We start from the raw sequence: 24,432 nt of genomic DNA, 5'->3' as shown, positions 1-24,432 counted from the left end.
CGATATGTGTGCCACGCATCATCCTCGTTCGCACATATTGTGTCCACAATGTGATTTGCTGGTGGCACTACCAGAATTGCAGGACGGCCAAAAGGCCGCCTGCCCACGTTGCGGCACAACGCTAACCACACAGTGGCCATCCCCGCGTCAGCGGCCTACGGCGTACGCGCTGTCGGCCCTTTTTATGCTGCTGCTGGCCAACCTGTTCCCGTTTATTAATATGAAAGTGGCTGGCGTCACCAGCGAAGTCACGCTGTTACAGATCCCGGGCGTGATGTTTTCTGAGGATTACGCAAGCCTCGGGACGTTTTTCGTCCTGTTCGTTCAGGCCGTACCCACTTTCTGCCTCATCACCATTTTGCTGTTAGTGAATCGCGTCAGGCTGCCGGAAGTTTTGCAGCGGAGGATGGCGCGCGTGCTGTTCCAGCTTAAATCATGGGGAATGGCTGAAATATTCCTGGCCGGGATATTGGTGAGCTTCGTGAAGCTGATGGCCTACGGCGATATTGGCGTGGGTAGCAGCTTTGTTCCCTGGTGCCTGTTCTGCATTCTGCAGCTGCGTGCCTTCCAGTGTGTTGACAGGCGCTGGCTGTGGGACGATATAGCGCCTATGCCAGCGGTTGAGCAGCCGCTGAAAGTAGGCGTCACGGGGATTAATCAGGGGCTGCGTTCCTGCTCCTGCTGCACCGCGATCGTTCCGGCGGAGACGCTGGTTTGTCCGCGCTGTGAAACGAAAGGCCACATTCGCCGCAAGCACAGTTTGCAGTGGACGCTGGCGCTGCTGATCACGTCGATCATGCTATATCTACCGGCAAATATTTTGCCGATTATGATAACCGAGCTGCTGGGCACCAAGATGCCGTCGACGATACTTGCCGGGGTGATCCTGCTTTGGAGCGAAGGCTCCTATCCGGTGGCGATGGTGATATTTATCGCCAGTATCATGGTGCCGACGCTAAAAATGCTGGCTATCGCGTGGCTATGCTGGGATGCCAAAGGCCACGGCAAGCGCGACAGCGAGCGCATGCACCTGATTTATGAAGTGGTTGAATTTGTTGGCCGCTGGTCGATGATCGATGTCTTTGTTATCGCCGTGCTCTCCGCATTGGTGAGAATGGGCGCACTGATGAACATCTATCCGGCGATCGGCGCGTTAATGTTTGCATTAGTAGTTATTTTGACAATGTTTGCTGCGATGACCTTTGACCCTCGCTTGTCCTGGGATCGCGCACCAGATTCACCTCATGAGGAGTCGTCTGAGCATGGAAAATAAAAGCGGGGAAGCGAAAGTACAAAAGGTGAAAAACTGGTCCCCGGTGTGGATATTCCCCATCGTGACCGCGCTTATCGGCGCCTGGATCCTGTTTTATCACTACAGCCATCAGGGGCCAGAGGTCACGCTGATTACCACGAATGCCGAGGGCATTGAAGGCGGGAAAACCACCATCAAAAGCCGCAGCGTTGACGTGGGCGTGGTTGAAAGCGCCGTGCTTTCCGATGATTTGCATCACGTTGAAATCACCGCGCGAATGAATTCGGGGATGGAAAAGCTGCTGCACAAGGATTCAGTCTTCTGGGTCGTTAAGCCGCAGGTAGGGCGCGAGGGCATTTCTGGCCTTGGCACGCTTTTATCTGGGGCATATATCGAACTGCAGCCGGGTTCGAAAGGCCCGCAGCCGGAGCGCTACGATCTGCTGGACGCGCCTCCGCTCGCGCCGCCTGACGCTAAAGGCATTCGCGTTACGCTCGACAGCGCCAAGGCGGGCCAGCTTACCCCCGGCGACCCGGTGCTGTTCCGCGGCTATCGCGTCGGCTCGGTTGAAACCAGCAACTTTGATGCCGCCAAGCGCAGCATCAGCTATCAGCTGTTCATCAGCGCGCCAAACGACCGTCTGGTCACCAGCAACGTGCGCTTCTGGAAGGACAGCGGCGTAGCGGTCGACCTGTCTTCGCAGGGTATGCGCGTTGAAATGGGTTCTTTAACCACGCTGTTTAGCGGCGGAGTAAGTTTTGACGTTCCTGACGGCCTTGAGCTTGGCGAGCCGGTAAAAACCGGCAGCGATTTCAAACTCTTCGACGATCAGAAGAGCATTCAGGATTCGCTTTATACCCAACACATCGATTACCTGATGTTCTTCAAAGATTCGATTCGCGGCCTCCAGCCGGGCGCGCCCGTTGAGTTCCGAGGCATACGTCTGGGTACCGTTGCCCGCGTGCCGTTCTTTACGCCGGGTATGCGCCAGGCGCTGAACGATGATTTCCGTATTCCTGTTCTGATCCGCATCGAACCTGAGCGTCTGCAGAACATGATTGGCGAAGAAACGGACATTCAGGAAAACCTGGCCGTACTGCTCAAGCGTGGCCTGCGCGGCTCCCTGAAAAACGGCAACCTGGTTACCGGCGCGCTGTACATCGATCTCGACTTCTATCCGAAGGCCGAGCCGATGACGGGCATGAAGAGCTTCAGCGGCTATCCGATCATCCCAACGATGAGCGGCGGGCTGGCGCAGATTCAGCAGCGTCTGCTGGAAACGCTCGACAAGATTAACAATCTGCCGCTTAACCCGATGATTGAGCAAACGACCAAATCGCTCGCCGAGAGCCAGCGAACCATGCAGCATCTGCAGCAGACGTTAGATAATCTCAACAAGATTACCTCTAATAAATCGATGCAGTCCCTGCCGGACGACATGCAGAAAACGCTGCGCGAGCTTAATCGCAGCATGCAGGGCTTCCAGCCGGGTTCCGCAGCCTATAACAAGATGGTAGCGGATATGCAGCGTCTGGATCAGGTTCTTCGTGAGCTACAGCCGGTTCTGCGCACGTTGAACGATAAGAGCAACTCGCTGGTCTTTGAAGCGAAGGACAAGAAAGACCCGCAGCCAAAGAGGGCTAAAGAATGAAAAAGTGGTTAACGCTTATCGCTGTACTGGCTCTGAGCGCCTGTAGCAGCAGCGAGAATGGAAAAACGTATTACCAGCTTCCGCAAAGCTCCGCGCCTGCTCTGCAGGCCGTGAGCCAACCTGGCACCCATCTATTGTGGGTTGAACAGGTTGCGGTGCCTGATTACCTCGCCGGCAACGGCGTGGTTTATCAGACCAGCGACGTGCAGTACGTGATTGCGACCAGCAATCTCTGGGCGAGCCCGCTGGATCAGCAGCTGCGCAACACGCTGGTAAGTAATCTCAGCAGCGTGTTGCCGGGCTGGGTGGTTGCATCAACCCCGCTGGGCAGCGATCAGGATACTCTGAATGTGAACGTTACGGGGTTTCACGGTCGCTACGACGGCAAAGTAATTGTTAGCGGCGAATGGCTGCTCAATCATCAGGGGCAGCTGATTAAACGTCCGTTCCAGATTGAGCTGAAGCAGCAGGAAGATGGCTACGACGCGATGGTGAAAACCCTGGCGCAGGCATGGCAGCAGGAGGCGCAAAGCATCGCCAGCCAGTTAACCCGTCTGAATTAATTTCACTTCTCCGCACAATTTAGCTGCGTTCTTCGCCTTAACAGCGAAGCGCAGCTTTTCTTTTTGAGATGAGTTTGTTACCTGTGCGCCGTCACAGTTTTTGTACAAACGAACTTCCGAGTAGCTCACATTTGTGACATTGGCGTGAATTTTGCGCATTGACGCCACGCCCGTTTACGGTTATTCGTTAGATGTGGTTGCACGTTTTGTAATCACTGTTTTCTTTCCACCAGATCCATTTGATAGATCAAGAAATGAGGGAAACGAGGCATGAAGAGACAAAAACGAGATCGCCTGGAACGGGCTCATCAACGTGGTTATCAAGCAGGTATCGCCGGACGCTCTAAAGAGATTTGTCCTTATCAGGCATTGAATCAGAGGTCGTACTGGATGGGAGGCTGGCGAGAAGCCATGGAAGACAGGGCGGTTACCGCGTAATCACTGTCTCTTTAAGTTGAAAGAAACCTCCGCCCGGCGGAGGTTTCACGTTTCTGAGGATTAGAAAGCGGTAGTGTCTTTGAACAGACCCACTTTCATATCGGTTGCGGTGTAAATCACACGGCCGTCAACCAATACTTCGCCATCAGCCATGCCCATAATCAGGCGACGGTTAATAACGCGTTTGAAGTGAATACGGTAGGTCACTTTCTTCGCGGTTGGCAGAATCTGGCCCTGAAGCTTAACTTCACCTACGCCCAGCGCACGGCCTTTACCTTCACCGCCCAGCCAGCCCAGGTAGAAACCTACCAACTGCCACATTGCGTCCAGCCCCAGACAGCCTGGCATCACCGGGTCACCGATGAAGTGGCAGGCAAAGAACCACAGGTCAGGGGAAATATCTAATTCTGCTTCAACGTAACCTTTATCGAAGTTACCGCCGTCTTCGGTCATTTTGACCACGCGGTCCATCATCAGCATTGGAGGCGCGGGTAACCGTGGGCCTTCAGCACCAAACAGTTCGCCACGACCAGAGGCAAGAAGATCTTCTTTTGTATAGGATTCGCGTTTATCTACCATGTCTACAGTAAGCCTTTTTATAATGAAGCACGCAGGTTAGCTAACACGTGTACGCTCAACAAGTCCGATCAGTTGTGGTTGAACCAGTTGAGCCACCGCAGTGGCCACGGATAACGGTGCCGGATGTCCTGTGCCGAGGCCTGAGCAATTCGCTCAAGGACCGCGCGCATCAGGGTATTTTGCCCTTCACCATCCCATGGCAGATTCGTTAATAAGGGTAGCGCATCTGCCACATCGTCAATTGCCCAGATTGAGAATTGACCTTGTTCAACCGCATTCAGGACGTCCTGATGCAGACAAAGATGACGCACGTTGGCAAAAGGAATAATGACGCCCTGTTTGCCTGACAGCTCTCTTTGCTGGCAGATGCGGAAGAAGCCTTCGATTTTCTCATTCAGCCCGCCGACCGGCTGGACACGGCCAAACTGGTCAACGGAACCGGTAATCGCAATGTGCTGATTGATCGGAACGTTTGCCAGGGCGCTGATCAGCGCACACAGTTCAGCCATTGAGGCGCTGTCGCCGTCGACTTCGCTGTAAGACTGCTCAAAGGTAATTGAAGCAGAGAAGGGAATTTGTTGCTCAAGCTGTAGTTCGGACATCAAAAACGCCTGCATGATCATCATGCCCTTAGCGTGAATGTTGCCGCCAAGCTCGGCTTTGCGCTCAACGTCTGTGAATTCGCCGTCGCCAACGTGGACCACGCAGCTGATGCGGGAAGGTTCACCGAATGCGCGCGGGTGACCTGGGAATTCAATAACCGATAGCGCATTAATCTGCCCGACCATCTCACCTTCGGTTTCGATGAGGATTTGCTCGAGCAGAATTTCATCCTGCATGCGCTCCGCGAGATACCCTTCGCGCCATTCGCGCTGTACCAGCATTTGCGAAAGCTGCTCGCCGCTGAACGTCGCGTCCTCGGTAAAGGCCGCAACTTCACGTAGCTGACGGACGATCCACAGCGGGCACAGGGTCAGTGTTTCCTGATCGCCGGTGTAACAAACCGATTCTCTGATCAGAACGGGCCAGGCATCCTGGGCCGGAGAGGGCAGGCCGCGGGACTCGGCAATCGCGTAGATCCACTGGCACCAGAGCGTCATATCTTCCGGAGAAGTGATCTGCAGGTTTTCTTCGAATTCGCTGTAGATGGCCTGCGTGGCAAGCTCGGGCTCCATGTCCTGGAAATCAGCCAACGATTCACGTTCGCCGACCAGAATCAGTTTCACGTTCAGGGGCAGGGAAGGAATATGCACCGGCAGCGGACGGGTTTCGTCCGGAGAAATCCAGTCAAAGCGGGCTTGGGTGACCATTTGCTTCAGGCGTAGCCACAGCAGCGGCTGCGCCAGCACGCTTCTTAACGAAAGCACCAGCACGCCGCCGTTTGCACGGTGTAACGCGCCAGGCGTCAGGGTAATTTCACCTGCGAACTGGCGTACGCAGCCAAAGAGCTGTTCGGCTTCAACCCAGTCGGCGACGACGACATCGCCGCTACCGACAAAGGCATCATCCTGCTCTTCAGCTGGGCGAAGCGTGATGCGATTGCCTTCAATGAGGTAATGCCCGCCGATTAACGTTTCGGTAGGTTGCCAGACTTCGCGGGCAGCGGCGGCAATCAGATTGAGGTACTCGGACTCTTCTGCGGCTTTTACCAGCATCAGGTCGGACGAGGCTACCGGATGGCTCAGCTGTTCCAGGCCGTAATAAAGGCGAGACTGGACGGCAGAGAAGGGCGCAGAGTCGGTGTCATAAGGCTGCGCAAAGATTTCCTGATAACTCTCGGTATCGGGAACAAGGGCACGCCATTCAAGTCGATTAGTCGTCAAAGTCGCTATTTATTAATTAGATTTCAAAGGCGCGATTATACAAGAATAGGCCGGACAGCACACGGTTAATGCTAGATAACAACCTTAAGCGGCTCACAGCTTTCATTTTTCAGGTGAGCGAAAGTGCTAAAAACTGTTATCCTGAAGTAAGTTACACGGTCACACTGAGATCGCGATGAAATATCAACAGTTAGAAAATCTCGAGAGCGGCTGGAAGTGGAAGTATCTGGTGAAGAAACACCGTGAGGGTGAACTCATCACACGGTATATCGAAGCCAGTGCGGCGAAAGAGGCCGTGGACGCGCTGCTCAGCCTTGAAAATGAACCTGTCCTGGTGTCAGGTTGGATTGAACAGCACATGAACCCCGTGCTGCATAATCGTATGAAGCAAACGATTCGTGCCCGCCGCAAGCGTCACTTTAATGCGGAACATCAGCATACGCGGAAGAAATCAATCGATCTGGAATACCTGGTCTGGCAGAGACTTGCCGGCCTTGCCCAGCGCCGTGGCTGCACACTGTCTGAGACCATCGTCCAACTGATAGAAGACGCAGAGCGTAAAGAGAAATACGCAAGCCAGATGTCTAATCTCAAGCAGGATCTGCAAGCGTTACTCGGTAAAGAATAAGCTTCTAAAAAAGCCAACTGCGATAACGATTCTGATTTTTCAGACAATAAAAAACCCCGCCGGAGCGGGGTTTTTTTATAACGGTAACTTATGCCGCAGGCTGAGTTACAACGTCTTTGATACCTTTAACTTCGATCTCAACGCGACGATCTGGTGCCAGGCAATCAATCAGTTTAGCTTTAGGAGCTACGTTATCACAGGTGTTGCCAGTTACCGGGTTAGATTCGCCCATACCGCGTGGGGAGATCTTGTTAGCCGGGATACCTTTAGAGATCAGGTAATCAACAACAGACTGTGCACGTTTGTCAGACAGTTTCTGGTTGTACTGGTCAGAACCGATACGGTCGGTGAAGCCCAGAACGACAACAGAACCATCTTTCGGATCCAGGTTGCTCAGCTGGGTGTACAGCTGATCCAGTGCCTGTTGACCTTCCGGTTTCAGAGTGGATTTGTTGAAGTTGAACAGAACGTCAGACTTCAGAGTGAAGTGCTTGGTCTGTACTTCTGGAGCTGGAGCTGGAGCCGGAGCTACAACTGGAGCAGCTTCTTGCTGACCGAAACGGTAAGAAACACCAACACTCAGCATGCCGTTGTCTGGACGAGCGCCAACGGTAGCAGCGTCACCGATGTTGTTGGTCCACTGGTATTCCAGGCGAGTAGCGATATCGCGGGTAACAGCCCACTCGATACCACCAGCAGCCAGCGGAGATACGCCAGTGTCGTGATCGCTTACACGGTTACCAGCAGCGTTCAGAGCTTTAGAGTCTGCACGCCATACCATACCACCCAGACGAGTGTAGATATCCAGATCGTCAGTGATCGGGTAGCCCAGTTTAGCAGTCAACTGAACGCCTTGCGCTTTGAAAGCACCGTTTTCAACGCTGCCTTTGTATGGCATACGACCTAACCAGTCGTAACCCATTTCAAAACCAACGTACGGGTTAACCTGGTAACCACCGAAAGCACCTGCACCCAGCTGGCTTTCATGAGTAGGGCCATTACCGATGCCGCTATCATAGCCGTTCTGGTTGGAGAAACCGGTGTCGTGGTACTGAGACCAGCCCAGCTTACCACCAGCATACCAGGTGTTATCTTTCGGTGCGGCCTGCGCTACGGTAGCGAAGCCAGCCAGTGCCACTGCAATCGCGATAGCTGTCTTTTTCATTTTTTGCGCCTCATTATCATCCAAATAGGCCATGAGCCTTAAACTTCGTCAAAGCCCAGGGTTAAATCCTTCGCCCGGGTTAACGCTCAATTGTTACTCTACCGATCAGTCGGCGTTATGAAGAGCAACCCTGGCGAGCTAAAGTCTACAACGTAGTTGGAAACTTACAAGTGTGAACTCTGTCAGGCATATGAAAAAAAACGACTTGCATACACATTTCGTAACAACCTTGCGCACAATTGCGCCATGGTGTTTCGCAAGGAATGCCGCCAGAAGCGGCTTGGGAAGGGGATTCGTGATGAATGACAAGGTCTTGTAGCAATCGAATAAAAAATACCAGGATTACTCTTAAATTTACTTAATGATACAAACTAGAATGAATTTTTAGGCCGGTTCGTGGTCTGCAACCGGACTTAGAGGTACGCATTGGCCTCATAATGAAGCCCATCGCGTTACCTTTTTCGGCCGCATTCGCGAGTCGAAAGTGTTCATCATCGCTCAATTCGTCAGGTAACCAACCGATTACAACGCTGTAATTTCCCGTTTGCAATGCTTTTACCATAGCATCAACGGTAAAAAGTGGATCAAGCTGGCTTGCCTGCATCACTTTTGTGAGCGGTAACCCGGATGCTTCTACCCATTGGCGACTCAGTTTTTGCTGAGGCGTTAGCCAAAGCTGCCAGCGCGACTGCTGACCCAGTTTTTGCAGCAAAGGCAATAACACCAGTTGAGTCATCCACGGCTGGTCTTCGCTGTAAACCACTTCACTTATCAATCCTCTAACATCGCTTCCTGCAAAAGGTTCAACAGGTGTAGAGCCAACGGCTGTGTTGTTTAGAAGGTGAGTACGATAGTTCTGTGAGTGCATAGTGAATCCCGCCTGATGGGTTACTGTATGTTTATACAGTAATGCCTGTGCGGATAAAGATCAATCGAAATTTCGGAAAGCATCTCGCATTTCTTTTATACAAAATCTCAGAATCCTAAATTGTGATTGCACCCTTTGTTCTGGTTACTTATTTTCCTAGTGGAGGAAAGCGTAATAAGGCTGGTTCTTATTACTTCATGATATTTAAGGATATATTCATGAGAATAAAGTCGCATTTATTGATTCATCAATCGCAGGAATGTCTTTCCCCTCTTGGGGCGGTGCAATACCGTTCGCAGTTTGGCGGCTATAGCCTGTCCGTTGAGAATGTCGTCTTCGCCATGGTTTCGGACGGTGAGCTATACCTGAGAGCGTGTGAGGATAGCGAAACCTATTTTGCTAACAAGGCTGCGCCGCCGCTCATCTGCAGCAAAAGGGGAAAGCCCATCGTTCTTAATTATTATCACGTTGACGAAGCGCTGTGGTCGGACAGGGACAAGCTGCTGAAGCTTTCTACAAATGCGCTAAGGAGCGCGCGGCGTGAAAAGGTTGTACGTAAATCACAAAAGCGTTTGAAGGATTTACCCAATCTTTCGGTGAACATTGAGATGTGGCTATGGGAAGCGGGTATTGCGGATCCCCGTGCGCTCCAGGCCTATGGCGCTAAGCGTTCGTGGATCAAACTACGCAGCGTGAAAAAGTTCGTGGGTTCAAAAACGCTGCTGGCCCTTGCGGGGGCGATTACCGGGACACATGAAGCCGCGCTCCCGGCGGCAACCCGCCAGGAGCTTTTAGACTGGTATTATCGTTATGAAGAACGTCGCAAACGCTAGTCGATGTGGTTAGCGACACGCTGCTGGAGACGTGAAATTTCCGGCAGCAGTGAGACCAGTAGCCCTATCTGCTGAAGCACAAGCGGTTCTTTAGTGTCAGGACCCGGCTCGATATGGGTAATCCTCTCGCTCACTTCCTGAAGCGCGGTCTGCACCCGCTGCTCATCTGCTGGCAAATGATGAAGCGCGTCGTCAACGTAGCAAACCGCGTCGTCCAGTAGCAGCAGGATATCGGCATTGGAAAGCTTTTCTCGATGCGCGCCCAAAGCCGAAATATAGCTGTTAAACGTATGATTCAGGCATAACAGGCGGAAGGCTGTCTCTCTGGTTTCTGGCGAAACTCGGGGTTCAGAGGACATATTCGACACCACTGAAGCAAGCTCGGCGTCACGATTATGTGCGTCACGGCGAGCGATACGGTATTCGAGGCGGTTGTCCCTTCCCTGATGATACTGCTCAAGAATGGCATCCAGGTAACGGCAGTTGGCATTAAAGGCCCGTTCGACGACCAGCGGCAGGCGGCGGAAGCGCCAGTCTGGCCAAATAAAGCTCACGGCGGCCCAGGCAATAGCGCAGCCCAGCAGGGTATCAATGATGCGCGGTAGCGCGACTTCGAACCCTTCGCCCAGCAGGTTGAAGCACAGCAAAACGAGCAGGGTGATGAACATCGTTGCGTGGGCATATTGAACGTTACGGAAGGCGAAGAACAGAACACCAGTGATCACGATCAGTATCAGCTGACCTTCAAGAGAAGGCACGAACCACAGTATCGGCAGGCCAATCGCCACGCCGACAAGGGTGCCAACGATACGCAAAGCGAGCCGCCTGCGGGTGGCGCTGTAGTTCGGCTGGCAGACAAACAGGCTGGTCAGAAGGATCCAATAGCCGTGTTGAAGCCCGGTAAACTGAATGAACGCATAGCCGACACAGAGCACGACCGACATACGCACGGCATGACGGAACAGGGCCGATTCCGGGGTCAGGTTACGCGTAAGGCGCAGCCACATATCCCCGATACCCGTCAGCCTGTCGTCCGCAAGGCGGTTTTCAATATCGTTATGCGGTGCCGCCAGCGCCTGTTCAGATTTGATGGTGGCAAGCTGGGCATCGATAGCGCGCAGGTTATTAAGCAAAAAACCTAATGCTTTCATTTCGCTGCCGGCGGCGCTGCCCGCGTTGTTCCTTTCAATTGCGGCTTCTAGATGCGTGAAAGCCCGCTCAAACCTCGGGTCATGCTGGTAGGGCTCCCGCAGCAGGATGGAGCGTGAAAGCTGCTGACAGGCCCGTGACTGCATGTTTAGCAGACGCTGGAAGCGGAACATGATATCGCTGTAGCGGAACTTATCCCGCAGCGTCTGATATTGAATATGCGACGAGGTGGCCCGCTCGTGGATATCCTGCGCGACAAAATAGTAGTGCAGGGTTCGCCGGGTGCCCCGCTGCCCGCGGTCACCACGCAGGCGCGTCAGGAGCGAGGCCTTCGTCTGATTCAGCGTACTAACCAGCTGGCTGTTTGCCATCGCCAAGTCGAGCATTGGCGCCTGGCTTTCCTCTTCGATATCCGGGTCAAAAAGCGTCGCTTTGATTTCCAGATACTGCGCCAAATTGTCATAGCAGCGGGCGAGGTTGTCCTGTAGGGGACGGATGGGGAAGATCAGGTGCCCGGCAAGCGTCAGCAGGTTATACCAAACGGCACCCGCCAGCAGATACAGCGGCTGCTGATACCAATGCTCGTATAGGGAGATACCGAGCATGGTATAGATGGCGATGAGCAGTGCGCCAAAGGCAATCGTCGCATAACGCTGGCCAAGCCCGCCCAGCAGAATGAAACCGCTGGTCGACACCATCAGCCCTAAAGCGAACAGCCAGGGCCACGGGAAGAGGATTTCGACGGAGGCGGACGCAATAAAGAAACTGACCAGCGTGATAACCAGGTTGCGAAGACGCCCGGTGAGCCGGTCGTCCAAATCGGCCAGCGCCGCGGCGACCACGCCGAGCGTCAACGGAATCGTCAGTTTAACTTCGCCCAGCCACCATGGAAGCGCCGCCGTGCCGGTCAGCGCAATAAAAATACGCAGGTTGTAAAGCCAGGCACTGTTCCAGGTGTAACGCCGCAATAAAGGACTAAGCATGAGTATGCGATTCCCTGGGCGTTACTGGAAACGGCGCTGCGCATTAGCAGTACGCGCCGCCTGAGCCGTTTCGACAGAGACAACGCGGCGTCCAACCGGCCACAGCGCAATCGCGGCAATTTTGAAATTCGCAATCCCAACCGGAATGCCGATGATGGTGATGCACTGCGCGATGCCCGTCAGGATGTGCATAACGCAAAGCCACCAGCCGAAGAATACCAGCCAGACGATATTCAGCAGCGTGCCGCCGGTATTCAGAATGGCGCTTTTACCCTGCGGATTCAGCTCATCAACATGGATGGCCTCGTTGCCATAGGGCACAAACGACAGCTTGGTAATCTCCCAGCAGGAACGCGTCAGCGGAAGCGTGAAAATAAAAATAATACTGACGAGAGTGGCCAGTAGCCAGGAGAGGGTTGTCAGGAAACCACCCAGCACAAAGTTCAAGACATTAAGGACTGTACGCATAAGCACTCTTCGTTGATAAACGGCATATAATGAATAACCGCCGCAATTGTAACGCGTTTTTACGCTGGAGCGTCATTCCTTCGGCGGTTAAACTTAGCGGCAACTTCTTTTTGGAGCAGACAAAGCGTAATGGAACTCAAAGCGACCTCCCTTGGCAAACATTTAGCACAGCATCCCTACAACCGCGTGAAGTTACTTAGTGCCGGTGTGGAGGTTAAGGGCGATCGTCATGAATACCTTATCCCCTTCAACCAGCTGGTGGCGATTAACATCAAGCGCGGCCTGGTGTGGGGGGAATTAGAGTTTGTGCTGCCGGACGATAAGGTCGTGCGCCTGCACGGTACTGAATGGGGCGAAACTCAACGCTTCTATCATCATCTCAACGCGCTCTGGCAGACCTGGAGCAGCGAGATGAGCGAGGTCGCAGCCGGGGTGCTGAGCGAACAATACGAAGAAATCACCCGCCGCACCCAGCAGGAAAAATGGTTCAAACGCAGCGATATGGAAGCGCTACAGCAAAACGTCAGGTCTGCTTTTGCGGCGCTGCCGCTCCCTCAGGCAAGATTAGAAGAGTTTGATAACTGCCGGGAGGCCTGGCTTGCCTGTAAAGCGTGGCTTGAACAGGGCGAGCACCGTCGCGCCGAACGCAATGCCGCCTATACCGAGCGTATGCTCGAAAAATATGCCGATTTCTTCCAGCAGGTCGAAAGCTCACCTCTCAATCCATCCCAGGCGCGTGCCGTGGTCAACGGCGAAGATTCGCTGTTGGTGCTAGCGGGGGCGGGTAGCGGCAAGACCTCCGTACTGGTGGCGCGCGCAGGCTGGCTGCTGCAGCGAGGCGAAGCCTCAGAAGATCAAATTCTTCTGCTGGCGTTTGGTCGTCAGGCGGCGCAGGAAATGGATCAGCGCATCGCCGAACGCCTGCACACGGACGCCATCACCGCGCGTACTTTCCATGCGCTGGCGCTGCACATTATTCAGCAGGGCAGCCGCAAAGCGCCGCGAATCAGCGAGCTGGAATCAGATACCTCCGCCCGCCATAAGCTATTAATCGACAGCTGGCAGCAGCAGTGCCGCGAGAAAAAAGCGCAGGCGAAAGGCTGGCGGGAATGGCTGAGCGACGAGCTTGAATGGGATGTTCCTGAAGGGGATTTCTGGCAGAACGAACGCCTGGCTAAACGTTTGGCGAGCAGGCTGGATCGCTGGTTAGGCCTGATTCGCATGCACGGCGGTTCACAGGCGGAGATGATCGCTGGCTGTCCGGAAGCGCTGCGCGATCTCTTCGCAAAACGCGTCAAGCTTATGGCTCCCTTACTTAAAACCTGGAAGACGGCGCTAAAAGCCGAAGAGGCGGTAGATTTTTCAGGGCTGATTCATCAGGCGGTAAACGTGCTGGAGAAAGGCCGGTTTATCAGCCCGTGGAAGCACATCCTGGTGGATGAGTTTCAGGATATCTCCCCGCAGCGTGCCGCGCTGCTGGCAGCACTTCGTCGGCAGAATTCGCACACGTCTCTTTATGCAGTCGGTGACGACTGGCAAGCAATTTATCGCTTCAGCGGCGCGGAAATGGCGCTCACCACGGCGTTCTCCCATCACTTTGGCGAAGGGGACCAGTGCGCGCTGGACACCACCTACCGCTTCAATGACCGCATTGGCGAAATCGCTAACGGCTTCATCCAGCAAAACCCAAATCAGTTGGCTAAGCCGTTAAACAGCCTGTCAAAAGGGGATAAAAAATCCGTCACGCTGCTGCCGGACGACCAGCTGGATAATCTCCTCGATAAGCTAAGCGGCTACGCCAAACCCGAAGAACGCATTTTGGTGCTCGCCCGTTACCACCATCTACGCCCGGCAAGCCTTGAAAAGGCGGCGACTCGCTGGCCAAAACTGAACATAGATTTCATGACCGTTCACGCCAGCAAGGGCCAGCAGGCAGACTATGTCATCGTGCTGGGCTTGCAGCAGGGCAAGGACGGTTTCCCGGCTCCGGCAAGGGAATCGATCATGGAGCAGGCGCTGTTGCCGCAGCCGGAAGATTTTCTGGATGCCGAGGAACGGCGGCTGTTGTATGTCGCGATGACGCGGGCGCGCCATCGCGTTTGGCTGCTCTTTAACAAAAAAGAGCCATCCGATTTTGTCGATATCCTCAAGCGGCTCGGCGTACCGACCGCAGGCCGACCTTAGTTATTTCAGCCTGTCAGCCAGGTAGCGTTGATAATCCGGGATGAGGATTTCCACATCCTGATTGAAGCCCGGCGACTGAATAATGAAATCCGCCGTGGATAAATTGGTGGCAACGGGAATATTCCATACCGTGGCAAGACGCAGCAGCGCTTTAACATCGGGATCGTGCGGCACGGCGTTTAGCGGGTCCCAGAAGAAGATCAGCACGTCAATTTTCCCTTCTGAAATCAACGCGCCAACCTGCTGGTCGCCGCCCATCGGGCCGCTCAGCATCGCGTTAACGTCCAGCCTGCTGGCGCGTTGGATCAGATTACCCGTGGTGCCAGTGGCGTAGAGCACGTGATGCGCCAGCGACGCCTTATGGCGTTCTACCCATTTCAGCAATGCCTCTTTGCAGTGATCGTGGGCGACCAGCGCAATATGTTTGTTAGCCGCAAGCTTGCGGGTCGTTAATTCCATGGGGAAATCCTGATTGGTGAGCGTGGGCTACAGCTTACTGGAAGCCACTGTTGCTGCAAGAGAAGGCAATCAAAAAAATGCGCTTAAAGAGTCGATGATTATGGCGATGGATGGTCTTTTACCCACTGTAAAAAGCGTTCCCGCGTCGTTTTGTCTGCCTGTATAAACCAGTATTTCAGCCGCTGTTCGGTAAGCGTTTCGGAAGGGCGCACGGGGGGATCAAGCTCAGAGGTTCTTGAGAGCAGAGCGCTATCATCGGCCATCATAATCGTAAACTGCGGCATCGACGCCGCTTTTCCCGCTTTGTTGTAGCGCTGTGTATCATTTTCATAATCAATGCCCTGCGGCGTGGTTCTGATATCAAGCACGTCAAGCTTAAGGGGAATGCTCACCGCGCTGCCGTCGAGGAGCTGCAGGTGAGGAGCTTCGTCGAAAACCTCGCTCTCTTTTTCATTTTCGATACGCGGAAGGCTAAAATTAACCTGGCTGATTTCTTTGGTATCAAAGCTTACGACCAGCGGTGCGGAAATATAAAGCCGCTGCTCGCGCACGTTTGCCCGCACGTTCTTTTCGATACGAAAAACTATCTGATGCGGGCCGTTATCCAGCTCGAGGCTGTCCGCACCTTTTAAGAGCGAGCTGGAAACTTTTTTACCGTCGAGCACCAGCAAATCAACATCCGTTGACAGCCGCAGAGTCGTCGCCCACGCGGAACAAGGTAGGAACAGGGCACAGCAGAGGAGCAGACAAGGCTCTATTTTCACGCATTTCTCCCGCATCAGTACGCCCCGCAGTAGCCGTTCCTGAATGTATCAAAACTTTTCATAATGTCGCCTCATTAACATATAGACATATTCTCAAGTTTTGCTCTCATACATCTGTATGGGAAAGATGGTGAGTGAGTAACGTTTGACATACACTTTTGGGAACTTCATTCAGCCGGAGAGCGCCATGAATCAGCCAGATATCGCCAGTATTTTAAAGAATACCCATACCATCGCGCTGGTGGGGGCGAGCGATAAACCCGACCGCCCGAGCTATCGTGTGATGGATTATCTTTTAAAACAGGGCTACGAGGTGATCCCCGTTTCACCGAAGGTGGCGGGCAAAACGCTGTTAGGGCAGCAGGGCTACGGCAGCCTTACGGAAATCCCGAAGAAGGTGGATATGGTGGACGTATTTCGTAATTCCGAGGCGGCGTGGGACGTAGCCAAAGACGCCATCGCTATCGGCGCGAAAACGCTGTGGATGCAGCTTGGCGTGATCAACGAACAGGCGGCGGTGCTGGCGCAGGACGCGGGTTTAAAAGTGGTGATGGACCGTTGCCCGGCGATTGAAATCCCGCGGCTCGGGCTTGCTAAATAAGAAAACCCCGCGCCTGCGGGGTTTTTGTCAATTACGCAGGCGAGGTGCCTGAAGCTGTTGCCGAATGGAGGCAGCCAGTTCGTCCATCGAAGGCTGTTCAGGGTGCTCGTCCTGCGACTCCCAGCTCAGTTGGGCCTCAGCAAGATAGGTATGCACGGCCTGGCCATCGTCATCTTCCATCACCACGTGATACCAGGGCGCGGTACGCAAAGCGTCATTGTCGGCCATTTCATCATCCGCCGGTTCATCCAGGGAATACTCGGGGTCAATGTCGACTACTACCCCTAAATATCCCAGCAATGAATGGCGCACCTGCTGACCAATTCCGAATTTGCTGGCAATCATAGTCACCTCCCGGGAAATATTGCTTTGCACAGAGATGTGGGCAATTTTCCAGTTTTCAACCTACATGACGCGACAGGCAAACCCTTTCAGATACAGACCTTCCGGATAGGTTGCGATCACCGGGTGATCGGCCGCCTGACGGAACTGCTCTATAAATTGTACATCACGACCGGCATCTACGGCGGCGTCGGCAATGATTTTCTGGAATAGCTCGGTTGTCATCAGCCCTGAGCAGGAGAAGGTCATCAGGATGCCGCCCGGGTTCAGCAGCTGGATTGCCAGCATGTTGATGTCCTTGTAGCCGCGACACGCGCCCATAAGCTGGTTTTTATTCTCAACGAATTTGGGCGGATCCATTACGATCACGTCGAATTTTTCGCCCTGGTCGCGGTACTTGCGCAGCAGCTTGAACACATCGTCGCGCAGGAATTCGGCCTTGCTGAGGTCCAGCTTGTTAAGTTCGACGTTTTGCTTCGCCACATCAAGCGCGTCCTGCGAGGTATCAACGCTCACCACCTGGCTGCAGCCGCCCATCAGCGCCGAGACGGCAAACCCGCCGGTGTAGGAGAAGCAGTTCAGCACGCGTTTGTCTTTAACGTACTGGCGGGTGGCGAAGCGGCTATCGCGTTGGTCGAGGTAGTAGCCCGTTTTGTGCCCGCCTTTGATATCGACGAGCAGCTTCATGCCGTGTTCTTCAATCGGCAGCAGGTCCGGCGGCAGTTCGCCGCTTACCGGGCCCTGAGTCAGCTCCAGGCCTTCTTTTTTGCGCACGGCAACGTCAGAACGATCGTAGATGGCGCATTCCGGGTACAGTTCCTGCAGCGCGGCAACCAGGGCAGGACGCTGGTATTCCGCACCGGCAGAAAGTAGCTGGAGCACCAGGAAATTACCGAAGCGGTCGATAGTGATGCCAGGCATGCCGTCGGACTCGCCGGCAATCAGGCGGTAGCTGTCCAGCCCATCACGCTTAGCGAGCCATTCGCGCCACTGCTGGGCCTGCTTCAGGCGACGCGCGAAAAAGGCGATGTCGACGCTTTCATCGGCATCGAAGGTCCAGACGCGGGCGCGGATTTGCGACGAAGGCGAATAGGCTGCGCGGGCTATCCACTTGCCCTGGCTGTCAACGACATCAATCGTTTCACCGGAGTTGGCCTTGCCTTCCACGCGCGCAACGGCGCCAGAAAATACCCACGGATGGCGGCGCAATAAAGATTTTTCGCGCCCTTTGGTTAACACTAAACGTACGGTCATATATTAATAGGCTGTTTTGCTAAGAATTGGGCGTCATTTTCCGGGTTAGCTCCGGGAAATGCAACGCAAGAACCCGAAACGGAGGAAGTTATGGCTTCAGTATGTACGCTTGCCTGGGTGCACGGCATGGTTCAGGGCGTGGGTTTTCGCTACAGCACCCAGCGCGAGGCGCAAAAGCTTGGACTTAACGGCTACGCTCGCAATATGGATGACGGCAGCGTTGAGGTGCTGGCCTGCGGTGAGGCTGCGGCGGTGGAACAGCTTGTCGAATGGCTAAAAGCAGGAGGCCCGCGCAGTGCCAGGGTCGACAAAGTTCTGACTGAACCCCATCAACCTGACAGAGAGTGGACCAACTTCGGCATCCGCTACTAAATGCACTTCACCGGTTTTGGCAGGCCGGCGATTTTTGTCGCCTGCTTTGCCGGGCCTTTCGGGAAAAGACGATATAAATAACGGCTGTTGCCTTTCTCTTCGCCGAATTTATTCGCCATGGCCTTCACCAGCATTCGGATAGCCGGGGAGGTGTTGAACTCCAGATAGAACTCACGCACGAAACGAACCACTTCCCAATGCTCAACGGCGAGGGTAATCCCTTCGCGTTCTGCAATCACGACTGCGAGAGGTTCACTCCACTCCGCGCTGTTTTTCAGATACCCGTCGGCATCGGTTTCAATCTCTTTACCTTCAAACGTCAGCATAGCAATCCGCAACCTTAATCAAACTGTGGGCAGTGTAACAAATTTGCTCCGCCAGAAAAAACAAAGCCCCGCATAAGCGAGGCTGAGAATAGAAGAGGGTGACCGTTAATCGCGGCTAGCAAACCCAAGGATGCTGAGCAGGCTGATGAAGATATTGTACAGAGAAACGTACAGGCTCACCGTTGCGCGAATGTAGTTAGTCTCACCGCCGCGAATGATATTGCTGGTCTCAAACAGAATGGCACCGGAGGAGATCAGAATAAACACCGCGCTAATCGCCAGGTGTAGGGCCGGGAGCTGCAGGAAGATGTTAGCCACCATACCCACCAGCACCACGACCACGCCCGCCATCAGCATACCGCCCAGGAAAGACATGTCTTTGCGGGTGGTCAGGACGTAGGCCGAACAGCAGAAGAACACAAGCGCCGTGCCGCCCAGCGCCATGCCAATCACATCGCCCATGCCCGCAGACAGATAGGCGTTGAGCATTGGCCCAAGGATATAACCCAGGAAGCCGGTGAAGGCGAAGGCCGCGATAATGCCGGTTGGCTTATTCGCCAGGCGGTAGGTCAGGAACATCAGGCCGTACATCCCGACCAGCGTAAGAATCAGCCCTGGCGATGGCAGCATCAGCACGGTGCTGGCGGTGGCCACAATCGCCGAAAACGCCAGCGTCAGGCTGAGCAGAAAATAGGTATTACGTAGCACCTTATGGGTGCTTAGCAGCGACGAACGGTCACGTGCGGAGGTAACAATGCGTTCCATTCAGAGACTCTCTCTTAAGGGTATAGATGGTGATGGAGAATAAGCGGCACCTTTATTGCGCGAAAGCTTTTTTACCCATCTTTACCTGCTGACCGTTCAGAAATTGTTCCAGATCTCTCGCTTATAGGTGGCTGAAAAATATTGCCTTATCAAACGTTCCTGACTAAGAGTGATAGCCGTACCGTCATTAATAACTCAAATAAGGCGTGTTTAATGAAAGCAACCAACCACAACAAACTGATCAAATCTTTTATTGCCCTCAGCATGGCCAGCGCGGCATGCGGCGCATGGGCAGCAAACGTTCCGGCAGGGACCGAGCTTGCAGCAAAACAGGAGCTGGTGCGAAACAACGGCAGCGAACCCGCGTCGCTGGACCCGCATAAGGTTGAGAGCGATGTCGAATTTACGCTAATCAGCGACTTTTTTGATGGCCTGGTCGCCGTACGCAACGATGGTTCGATTGAACCGCGCCTCGCCGAAAAATGGGAAGAGAAAGACAGCACCGTCTGGACGTTCCACCTGCGCCCCGGCATAAAGTGGTCGAACGGCCAGCCGATAAAAGCGCAGGACGTGGTCTGGAGCTGGCAGCGCCTCGTCGATCCGAAAACCGCCTCGCCTTACGCAAGCTATCTCGGCAACATGCATGTCCTGAACGCTGCTGAAATAGCGCAGGGAACGAAAACGGCGGACGCCCTGGGCGTGAAGGCGCTGGACGACAGTACCCTGCAAATTACGCTAACCCAGCCAACGGCGGCGTTTTTAGCCATGCTCGCCCACCCTTCGCTGGTGGCTATTGATAAAGATGTCGTTGAAAAATTCGGCGAAAAGTGGACCCAGCCGGGCAACTTCGTCAGCAGCGGCCCGTACACCATTGCGCAGTGGGTGGTGAACGAGAAAATTATCGGCGAGCGCAACAGGCAGTATTGGGACGACGCGCATACCGTCATCAACAAAGTCACCTATCTGCCGATAAGCTCCGAAACGGCAGATATCAACCGTTACAAAGCAGGCGAAATCGACATTGTCTACGTTGTGCCGCAAAACCTCTTCGCTTCGCTGAAAAAATCGATTCCGGATCAGGTAAAGGTAACGCCGAAGCTTGCCACCTACTATTACGAATTCAACACCACCAAAGCGCCGTTTAACGATGCCAGGGTGCGCAGGGCGCTGAATATGGCGCTGGATAAAGATATTATCGCCAACAAAGTGCTGGGGCAGGGGCAGATCCCGGCCTGGGTCGTCAGCCAGCAGAAGATTGGTGGAGTAGAAATAAAGTCACCTGACTACGCCAGCTGGAGCCACGAGAAGCGCATAGCCGAGGCGAAAAAACTGCTGGAAGCCGCGGGCTATAACGCCACGCACCCGCTGTCATTCAATCTTTTGTACAACACCTCTGAAAACCACAAGCGTATCGCCATCGCGGCAAGCTCAATGTGGAGCAAAAACCTGGGCGTGGAGGCGAAGCTGCAAAACCAGGAATGGAAAACCATGCTCGACACCATGCACAGCGGCAATTTCGAAGCCGTGCGCTACGCGTGGATTGCAGATTACGATGATGCAGCGACCTTCCTGAATAACTTCCGCACCGGCGACAGCGAAAACACCTCGCAGTACACCAATGCCAAATATGACGAAGCGTTAAAGAACGCCGCCAAAGCGGATAGCGTCGAAGAGCGCGGTAAATTTTATCAGCAGGCCGAAAACCAGCTTGCGGAAGACGTCCCCGCCATCCCGGTTTATCACTATGTCATCGCGCAGCTGGTGAAACCGTATGTTGGTGGATACGCCCCAAACAACCTCGGTTTCTACTACACCAAAGATATGTACATCAAAAAACACTAACAGCCGGGTGAAAAAAGACAGGTAGAAGTGTTGTTAAACTAATCAAATTGTTGGTGTTTCAGCCAAAAAAACCAAAATTGGCTGTTTTTAAGGCGAACGAACAAAATCGTGCTTTACATGAAGTATGGGTATGTTTATAGTTCGCCTCGTTGGAAGTGTGGCCGAGCGGTTGAAGGCACCGGTCTTGAAAACCGGCGACCCGAAAGGGTTCCAGAGTTCGAATCTCTGCGCTTCCGCCAACATTTAAGCCCCAGCTTAGAAATAAGCTGGGGCTTTTTCGTTTTTACGATTTACCAAACACCCAAACAGCCCGCGCGGGCAGCTCCAGCCAGCAGTGCTGCGCATCCCGCACCTCTTTCCCATAGGCGCGGATAACGAAATCATCCCCCGAGGTGCGGAACAGATACTCCCAGCGGTCGCCCAGATACATGCTGGTCAGCAGCGGCAGCTCCAGCTGGTTTTCGCTCATGCCCGGTGCATCGGTCAGCACCACGCGTTCCACGCGAATAATCGCCGTACCTTCCTGCCCGCTTTGTACGCCTTCACCCGCCATTCCCCACAGCGCCCAGCCTTTGCCTTCGATACGCGCTTTGCCGTCGCGTACGTCGGTCACCTTGCCGTGCAGGCGGTTATTGCTGCCCATAAACTCTGCGGTAAACAGCGTCCTGGGCGAGCCGTACATCTCCTGCGGCGTGCCCTGCTGTTCGATTTTGCCGTTGTTGAGCAGCAGGATACGGTCAGAAATCGCCATCGCTTCGTTCTGATCGTGCGTCACCATCAGCGCCGACAGGCCGAGCTTGATAATCAGCTCGCGCAGGAACACGCGGGCTTCTTCCCGCAGCTTGGCGTCCAGGTTGGACAGCGGCTCGTCGAGCAGGATCACCGGCGGGTTGTAAACAAGCGCGCGGCCAATCGCCACGCGCTGCTGCTGGCCGCCGGAAAGCTGATAGGGGTGACGTTTGCCGAGATGCCCGAGGCCAAGCTGGTCCAGCACCGCCTGTACCCGTTGGGCTATCTCCCCGCTTGCCACCTTGCGCAGCTTTAGCGGATAGGCGACGTTCTCAAACACCGTCTTGTGCGGCCACAGCGCGTAGGACTGAAAAACCAGCCCCAAATTGCGCTCCTCGGCCGGAACCTCGCTGCGCGGCGTGCCGTCATACACTTTGTTATTGCCGATAACGATGCTGCCCTGGGTGGGTTTTTCCAGGCCCGCAACCGCACGCAGCAGCGTCGTTTTGCCGCTGCCGGAAGGGCCGAGCAGGGAAACCACCTCGCCGCGCTTCAAATTCATGGAAACGCCCTTGAGCACCGGGTTGTCGCCGTAGGTTAAGTGCAGGTTGTCCACCGATAGTTCAATCATGTAGTTTCACTCCAAAGCGAAGGGCGATCCCCAGGCCTACGACGACCAGCAGGATATTAATAAACGAGAGGGCTGCGACGATATCAATGGCGCCCGCCGCCCACAGAGAAACCAGCATCGAGCCGATGGTTTCGGTGCCCGGCGACAGCAGGTACACGCCGGTTGAGTATTCGCGCTCAAAAATCAGGAACATCAGCAGCCAGGAGCCAATCAGCCCGTAGCGTGAAAGCGGGATGGTAACGTGGCGGGTGATTTGCCCCCGCGTGGCCCCCGTGCTGCGGGCGGCTTCTTCCAGCTCCGGCCCCACCTGCAGCAGCGTGGAGGAAATCAGACGCAGGCCGTAGGCCATCCACACCACGGTGTAGGCCAGCCAGACGCTGAAAATGGTGCTGCGCAGCGACCGCAGCCAGACAACAAAGTTATCCCGCAGCCACTGCGACCACGGCATGCCGGAAAGCCAGCCGGACTTCAGCGCGTTATCGAGCCACATCGGCAGGAACAGGAACACCCACAGAAACGCCAGGCCAGCCAGCAGCCCGGGCACCGCGCGCGGCACCAGCACGCTGTAGTCAAGAAAGCGGGTAACGTTGTCGGGTTTGCGGTGCATGGCGATGCCGATAAACAGATAGCACGCTACGGCCAGCGCGCCGCCGATAACGCCAATCGCCATGGAGTTGACGATTGCCCGCAGCAGGTTCGGCTGCTCCCAAATGCTGCGGAAGGTATTGAGCGACAGCTCGTCCCAAAGCGAAACGCCAACGCCCCAGTTGGAGATAAACGCGCGCAGCACGACGCCTAACAGCGGCACGCCGATGGTCACCGTCAGCCAAAATGCCACCACCGCGCCTGCGACCCAGCGCCATTTTCCCAGCGGCAACGCCCGGGCCTGCGACGCCTTGCCTTTTACCGTCACAAACCGGTTGGCGGTGCGCATCAGGCGGCGTTGCAGCGCCACCAGCGGGATCGTGATGCAGATCAGCACCACGGCGACGGCGGCCATTAAATGGTAGGACGGCGTGCCGAGCTTGTTGGTCAGCTGATAGAGATAGGTCGCCAGCACCATGTTGCCTTCCGGGTCGCCCAGCACCAGCATCAGGCCGAACACTTCCAGCCCGAGGAAGAACAGCAACACCGACGCGTAAAGAATCGACGGGCGCACCATCGGCAGGCTCACCGCCGTCATTACCTGTAGCGGCGACGCGCCAGCGGTACGCGCGGCTTCCTCAACGTCCGAACCGACGCTGCGCAAGGCGGAGGAGATATACAGATAGGCGTGCGGAACGTGCGTCAGGCCCGCAATTACCACGATGCTCGACATATCGTAGATATTCCACGGCACGAAGCCGAGTATCGCCTGCGCCCACAGCGAAAAGAACCCCACCGGCCCGGCGGCGACCACGTAGCCAAACCCCAGCACCATTGGCGAAACGAAAATAGGCACCAGAATCAGCGGCTCGATAACGCGCCTGCCGGGCAAATCGGTGCGCACCATCAAAAAGGCTAAAATCCCGCCCAGCGGAATGGCGATAATCACCAGTCCGAAGGCGAGAATAAACCCGCTTTTTAGCGCCTTATAGAAATCCGGGTCGGTAAAAATAAACTCAAAGGACTCGAGGCTCCACTCCTTCGACGGCGCAAAAAAGGGCGCGGAGAGAAAGCTTTGAATCACGATAAACGACAGCGGAACGTAGATAACCAGCGCGGTTATCAGCACCACAACGCCGCGCGGCAGGCTCTGCCACTTTCGGAGCAATGCATTCATG

The 24,432-nt window shown here is 54.7% G+C and carries 24 protein-coding genes and 1 tRNA gene; 11 read left to right on the top strand and 14 right to left on the bottom strand.

The genetic code is table 11. From position 1 onward, the window contains the following. Positions 1-4 precede the first annotated feature (4 nt). The 4 genes from pqiA to rmf all read left to right on the top strand — a co-directional run bounded on the left by pqiA (position 5) and on the right by rmf (position 3,904). Positions 5-1,273: a membrane integrity-associated transporter subunit PqiA gene (gene pqiA, locus ACSPHG_RS15245; protein WP_435954355.1), complete on the top strand. Its 1,269-nt coding sequence runs from the start codon at positions 5-7 to the stop codon at positions 1,271-1,273. Next, entirely contained in the window at positions 1,263-2,903 is a 1,641-nt protein-coding gene (gene pqiB / locus ACSPHG_RS15240) for an intermembrane transport protein PqiB (RefSeq protein WP_435954354.1), read from the top strand. The genes pqiA and pqiB overlap by 11 nt, the downstream gene beginning before the upstream one ends. Beyond that, positions 2,900-3,466, top strand: a complete 567-nt coding sequence (gene pqiC / locus ACSPHG_RS15235) for a membrane integrity-associated transporter subunit PqiC (RefSeq protein WP_435954353.1) — start codon at positions 2,900-2,902, stop codon at positions 3,464-3,466. Before pqiB ends, pqiC begins: the two co-directional genes overlap by 4 nt. Positions 3,467-3,736: 270 nt before the next feature. Next, positions 3,737-3,904 (top strand): ribosome modulation factor, encoded by a 168-nt coding sequence (gene rmf, locus ACSPHG_RS15230; RefSeq protein WP_167608359.1) that lies wholly within the window; start codon positions 3,737-3,739, stop codon positions 3,902-3,904. Between the two features lie 60 nt (positions 3,905-3,964). Here rmf and fabA read toward each other — a convergent pair whose 3' ends face one another. Together fabA and ACSPHG_RS15220 are read right to left on the bottom strand one after the other, a co-directional pair. Then, a complete protein-coding gene (gene fabA / locus ACSPHG_RS15225) occupies positions 3,965-4,483 on the bottom strand; it encodes a bifunctional 3-hydroxydecanoyl-ACP dehydratase/trans-2-decenoyl-ACP isomerase (RefSeq protein WP_435954352.1) in 519 nt (172 codons plus the stop codon). A 68-nt stretch (positions 4,484-4,551) separates the two neighbouring features. Next, the gene (locus ACSPHG_RS15220; RefSeq protein ID WP_435954351.1) at positions 4,552-6,306 is read right to left on the bottom strand and encodes an AAA family ATPase; all 1,755 of its coding nucleotides are present in this window, start codon (positions 6,304-6,306) and stop codon (positions 4,552-4,554) included. A gap of 175 nt (positions 6,307-6,481) precedes the next feature. Between ACSPHG_RS15220 and matP the strand changes: the two genes are divergently transcribed. Further along, positions 6,482-6,934, top strand: coding sequence for a macrodomain Ter protein MatP (gene matP / locus ACSPHG_RS15215; RefSeq protein ID WP_435954350.1), 453 nt, complete (start codon positions 6,482-6,484; stop codon positions 6,932-6,934). Positions 6,935-7,022: 88 nt separating this feature from the next. Here matP and ompA read toward each other — a convergent pair whose 3' ends face one another. Together ompA and sulA are read right to left on the bottom strand one after the other, a co-directional pair. Further along, the gene (ompA, locus tag ACSPHG_RS15210; protein WP_435954349.1) at positions 7,023-8,099 is read right to left on the bottom strand and encodes a porin OmpA; all 1,077 of its coding nucleotides are present in this window, start codon (positions 8,097-8,099) and stop codon (positions 7,023-7,025) included. A gap of 358 nt (positions 8,100-8,457) precedes the next feature. After that, entirely contained in the window at positions 8,458-8,967 is a 510-nt protein-coding gene (gene sulA, locus ACSPHG_RS15205; RefSeq protein WP_435954348.1) for an SOS-induced cell division inhibitor SulA, read from the bottom strand. 218 nt (positions 8,968-9,185) lie between these two features. Here sulA and ACSPHG_RS15200 point away from each other — a divergent pair, with 218 nt between their 5' ends. Beyond that, positions 9,186-9,800 (top strand): TfoX/Sxy family DNA transformation protein, encoded by a 615-nt coding sequence (locus ACSPHG_RS15200; protein WP_435956036.1) that lies wholly within the window; start codon positions 9,186-9,188, stop codon positions 9,798-9,800. On the opposite strand, the gene yccS is transcribed toward ACSPHG_RS15200, so the two are convergent. Together yccS and ACSPHG_RS15190 are read right to left on the bottom strand one after the other, a co-directional pair. Then, on the bottom strand, positions 9,797-11,932 hold the full coding sequence (gene yccS, locus ACSPHG_RS15195; protein WP_435954347.1) for a YccS family putative transporter: 2,136 nt from the start codon (positions 11,930-11,932) through the stop codon (positions 9,797-9,799). The genes ACSPHG_RS15200 and yccS overlap by 4 nt on opposite strands. A gap of 21 nt (positions 11,933-11,953) precedes the next feature. After that, positions 11,954-12,400: a YccF domain-containing protein gene (locus ACSPHG_RS15190; protein ID WP_435954346.1), complete on the bottom strand. Its 447-nt coding sequence runs from the start codon at positions 12,398-12,400 to the stop codon at positions 11,954-11,956. A gap of 129 nt (positions 12,401-12,529) precedes the next feature. Here ACSPHG_RS15190 and helD point away from each other — a divergent pair, with 129 nt between their 5' ends. Further along, positions 12,530-14,584 carry a DNA helicase IV gene (helD, locus tag ACSPHG_RS15185; RefSeq protein ID WP_435954345.1) on the top strand — a complete coding sequence of 685 codons (2,055 nt, stop codon included), beginning with the start codon at positions 12,530-12,532 and terminating at the stop codon, positions 14,582-14,584. On the opposite strand, the gene mgsA is transcribed toward helD, so the two are convergent. Both mgsA and csgI read right to left on the bottom strand, forming a co-directional pair. Next, positions 14,585-15,043, bottom strand: coding sequence for a methylglyoxal synthase (gene mgsA / locus ACSPHG_RS15180; RefSeq protein ID WP_435954344.1), 459 nt, complete (start codon positions 15,041-15,043; stop codon positions 14,585-14,587). 98 nt (positions 15,044-15,141) lie between these two features. Continuing rightward, on the bottom strand, positions 15,142-15,801 hold the full coding sequence (csgI, locus tag ACSPHG_RS15175) for a curli synthesis inhibitor (protein WP_435956035.1): 660 nt from the start codon (positions 15,799-15,801) through the stop codon (positions 15,142-15,144). Between the two features lie 193 nt (positions 15,802-15,994). Here csgI and ACSPHG_RS15170 point away from each other — a divergent pair, with 193 nt between their 5' ends. After that, positions 15,995-16,408: a CoA-binding protein gene (locus tag ACSPHG_RS15170; RefSeq protein ID WP_435954343.1), complete on the top strand. Its 414-nt coding sequence runs from the start codon at positions 15,995-15,997 to the stop codon at positions 16,406-16,408. Positions 16,409-16,435: 27 nt separating this feature from the next. On the opposite strand, the gene hspQ is transcribed toward ACSPHG_RS15170, so the two are convergent. Next, complete coding sequence (hspQ, locus tag ACSPHG_RS15165) at positions 16,436-16,753, bottom strand: heat shock protein HspQ (protein WP_435954342.1); 318 nt, start codon at positions 16,751-16,753, stop codon at positions 16,436-16,438. Between the two features lie 60 nt (positions 16,754-16,813). Beyond that, positions 16,814-18,004 (bottom strand): 23S rRNA (cytosine(1962)-C(5))-methyltransferase RlmI, encoded by a 1,191-nt coding sequence (rlmI, locus tag ACSPHG_RS15160; RefSeq protein WP_435954341.1) that lies wholly within the window; start codon positions 18,002-18,004, stop codon positions 16,814-16,816. 90 nt (positions 18,005-18,094) lie between these two features. On the opposite strand from rlmI, the gene yccX reads away from it, so the two are divergent. Then, the gene (gene yccX, locus ACSPHG_RS15155) at positions 18,095-18,376 is read left to right on the top strand and encodes an acylphosphatase (protein ID WP_435954340.1); all 282 of its coding nucleotides are present in this window, start codon (positions 18,095-18,097) and stop codon (positions 18,374-18,376) included. Here the strand turns inward: yccX and tusE are convergent. Together tusE and yccA are read right to left on the bottom strand one after the other, a co-directional pair. After that, the gene (tusE, locus tag ACSPHG_RS15150; RefSeq protein WP_435954339.1) at positions 18,373-18,702 is read right to left on the bottom strand and encodes a sulfurtransferase TusE; all 330 of its coding nucleotides are present in this window, start codon (positions 18,700-18,702) and stop codon (positions 18,373-18,375) included. The genes yccX and tusE overlap by 4 nt on opposite strands. A gap of 105 nt (positions 18,703-18,807) precedes the next feature. Continuing rightward, positions 18,808-19,467: an FtsH protease modulator YccA gene (gene yccA, locus ACSPHG_RS15145; RefSeq protein WP_435954338.1), complete on the bottom strand. Its 660-nt coding sequence runs from the start codon at positions 19,465-19,467 to the stop codon at positions 18,808-18,810. 264 nt (positions 19,468-19,731) lie between these two features. Here yccA and ACSPHG_RS15140 point away from each other — a divergent pair, with 264 nt between their 5' ends. Continuing rightward, positions 19,732-21,309 carry an ABC transporter substrate-binding protein gene (locus tag ACSPHG_RS15140; protein ID WP_435956034.1) on the top strand — a complete coding sequence of 526 codons (1,578 nt, stop codon included), beginning with the start codon at positions 19,732-19,734 and terminating at the stop codon, positions 21,307-21,309. A gap of 151 nt (positions 21,310-21,460) precedes the next feature. After that, positions 21,461-21,548, top strand: a tRNA-Ser gene (locus ACSPHG_RS15135). A gap of 44 nt (positions 21,549-21,592) precedes the next feature. Here ACSPHG_RS15135 and ACSPHG_RS15130 read toward each other — a convergent pair. Continuing rightward, positions 21,593-22,669 carry an ABC transporter ATP-binding protein gene (locus ACSPHG_RS15130; RefSeq protein ID WP_435954337.1) on the bottom strand — a complete coding sequence of 359 codons (1,077 nt, stop codon included), beginning with the start codon at positions 22,667-22,669 and terminating at the stop codon, positions 21,593-21,595. Further along, positions 22,662-24,431 (bottom strand): ABC transporter permease, encoded by a 1,770-nt coding sequence (locus tag ACSPHG_RS15125; RefSeq protein ID WP_435954336.1) that lies wholly within the window; start codon positions 24,429-24,431, stop codon positions 22,662-22,664. Before ACSPHG_RS15125 ends, ACSPHG_RS15130 begins: the two co-directional genes overlap by 8 nt. Position 24,432 lies beyond the last annotated feature (1 nt).

Source organism: Dryocola baronae, assembly GCF_051297175.1.
Taxonomy (GTDB): domain Bacteria; phylum Pseudomonadota; class Gammaproteobacteria; order Enterobacterales; family Enterobacteriaceae; genus Dryocola.
The sequence above is the reverse complement of the archived record's forward strand: the minus strand, read 5'-3'. Positions and strand labels throughout refer to the sequence as shown.

What these genes read in the sequence shown, in the direction of transcription:
- pqiA (WP_435954355.1), top strand. Translation starts at nt 5, where the DNA reads ATGTGTGCCACGCATCATCCTCGTTCGCACATATTGTGTCCACAATGT.
- pqiB (WP_435954354.1), top strand. Translation starts at nt 1,263, where the DNA reads ATGGAAAATAAAAGCGGGGAAGCGAAAGTACAAAAGGTGAAAAACTGG.
- pqiC (WP_435954353.1), top strand. Translation starts at nt 2,900, where the DNA reads ATGAAAAAGTGGTTAACGCTTATCGCTGTACTGGCTCTGAGCGCCTGT.
- rmf (WP_167608359.1), top strand. Translation starts at nt 3,737, where the DNA reads ATGAAGAGACAAAAACGAGATCGCCTGGAACGGGCTCATCAACGTGGT.
- fabA (WP_435954352.1), bottom strand. Translation starts at nt 4,483, where the DNA reads ATGGTAGATAAACGCGAATCCTATACAAAAGAAGATCTTCTTGCCTCT.
- matP (WP_435954350.1), top strand. Translation starts at nt 6,482, where the DNA reads ATGAAATATCAACAGTTAGAAAATCTCGAGAGCGGCTGGAAGTGGAAG.
- ompA (WP_435954349.1), bottom strand. Translation starts at nt 8,099, where the DNA reads ATGAAAAAGACAGCTATCGCGATTGCAGTGGCACTGGCTGGCTTCGCT.
- sulA (WP_435954348.1), bottom strand. Translation starts at nt 8,967, where the DNA reads ATGCACTCACAGAACTATCGTACTCACCTTCTAAACAACACAGCCGTT.
- ACSPHG_RS15200 (WP_435956036.1), top strand. Translation starts at nt 9,186, where the DNA reads ATGAGAATAAAGTCGCATTTATTGATTCATCAATCGCAGGAATGTCTT.
- yccS (WP_435954347.1), bottom strand. Translation starts at nt 11,932, where the DNA reads ATGCTTAGTCCTTTATTGCGGCGTTACACCTGGAACAGTGCCTGGCTT.
- ACSPHG_RS15190 (WP_435954346.1), bottom strand. Translation starts at nt 12,400, where the DNA reads ATGCGTACAGTCCTTAATGTCTTGAACTTTGTGCTGGGTGGTTTCCTG.
- helD (WP_435954345.1), top strand. Translation starts at nt 12,530, where the DNA reads ATGGAACTCAAAGCGACCTCCCTTGGCAAACATTTAGCACAGCATCCC.
- mgsA (WP_435954344.1), bottom strand. Translation starts at nt 15,043, where the DNA reads ATGGAATTAACGACCCGCAAGCTTGCGGCTAACAAACATATTGCGCTG.
- ACSPHG_RS15170 (WP_435954343.1), top strand. Translation starts at nt 15,995, where the DNA reads ATGAATCAGCCAGATATCGCCAGTATTTTAAAGAATACCCATACCATC.
- hspQ (WP_435954342.1), bottom strand. Translation starts at nt 16,753, where the DNA reads ATGATTGCCAGCAAATTCGGAATTGGTCAGCAGGTGCGCCATTCATTG.
- rlmI (WP_435954341.1), bottom strand. Translation starts at nt 18,004, where the DNA reads ATGACCGTACGTTTAGTGTTAACCAAAGGGCGCGAAAAATCTTTATTG.
- yccX (WP_435954340.1), top strand. Translation starts at nt 18,095, where the DNA reads ATGGCTTCAGTATGTACGCTTGCCTGGGTGCACGGCATGGTTCAGGGC.
- tusE (WP_435954339.1), bottom strand. Translation starts at nt 18,702, where the DNA reads ATGCTGACGTTTGAAGGTAAAGAGATTGAAACCGATGCCGACGGGTAT.
- yccA (WP_435954338.1), bottom strand. Translation starts at nt 19,467, where the DNA reads ATGGAACGCATTGTTACCTCCGCACGTGACCGTTCGTCGCTGCTAAGC.
- ACSPHG_RS15140 (WP_435956034.1), top strand. Translation starts at nt 19,732, where the DNA reads ATGGCCAGCGCGGCATGCGGCGCATGGGCAGCAAACGTTCCGGCAGGG.
- ACSPHG_RS15130 (WP_435954337.1), bottom strand. Translation starts at nt 22,669, where the DNA reads ATGATTGAACTATCGGTGGACAACCTGCACTTAACCTACGGCGACAAC.
- ACSPHG_RS15125 (WP_435954336.1), bottom strand. Translation starts at nt 24,431, where the DNA reads ATGAATGCATTGCTCCGAAAGTGGCAGAGCCTGCCGCGCGGCGTTGTG.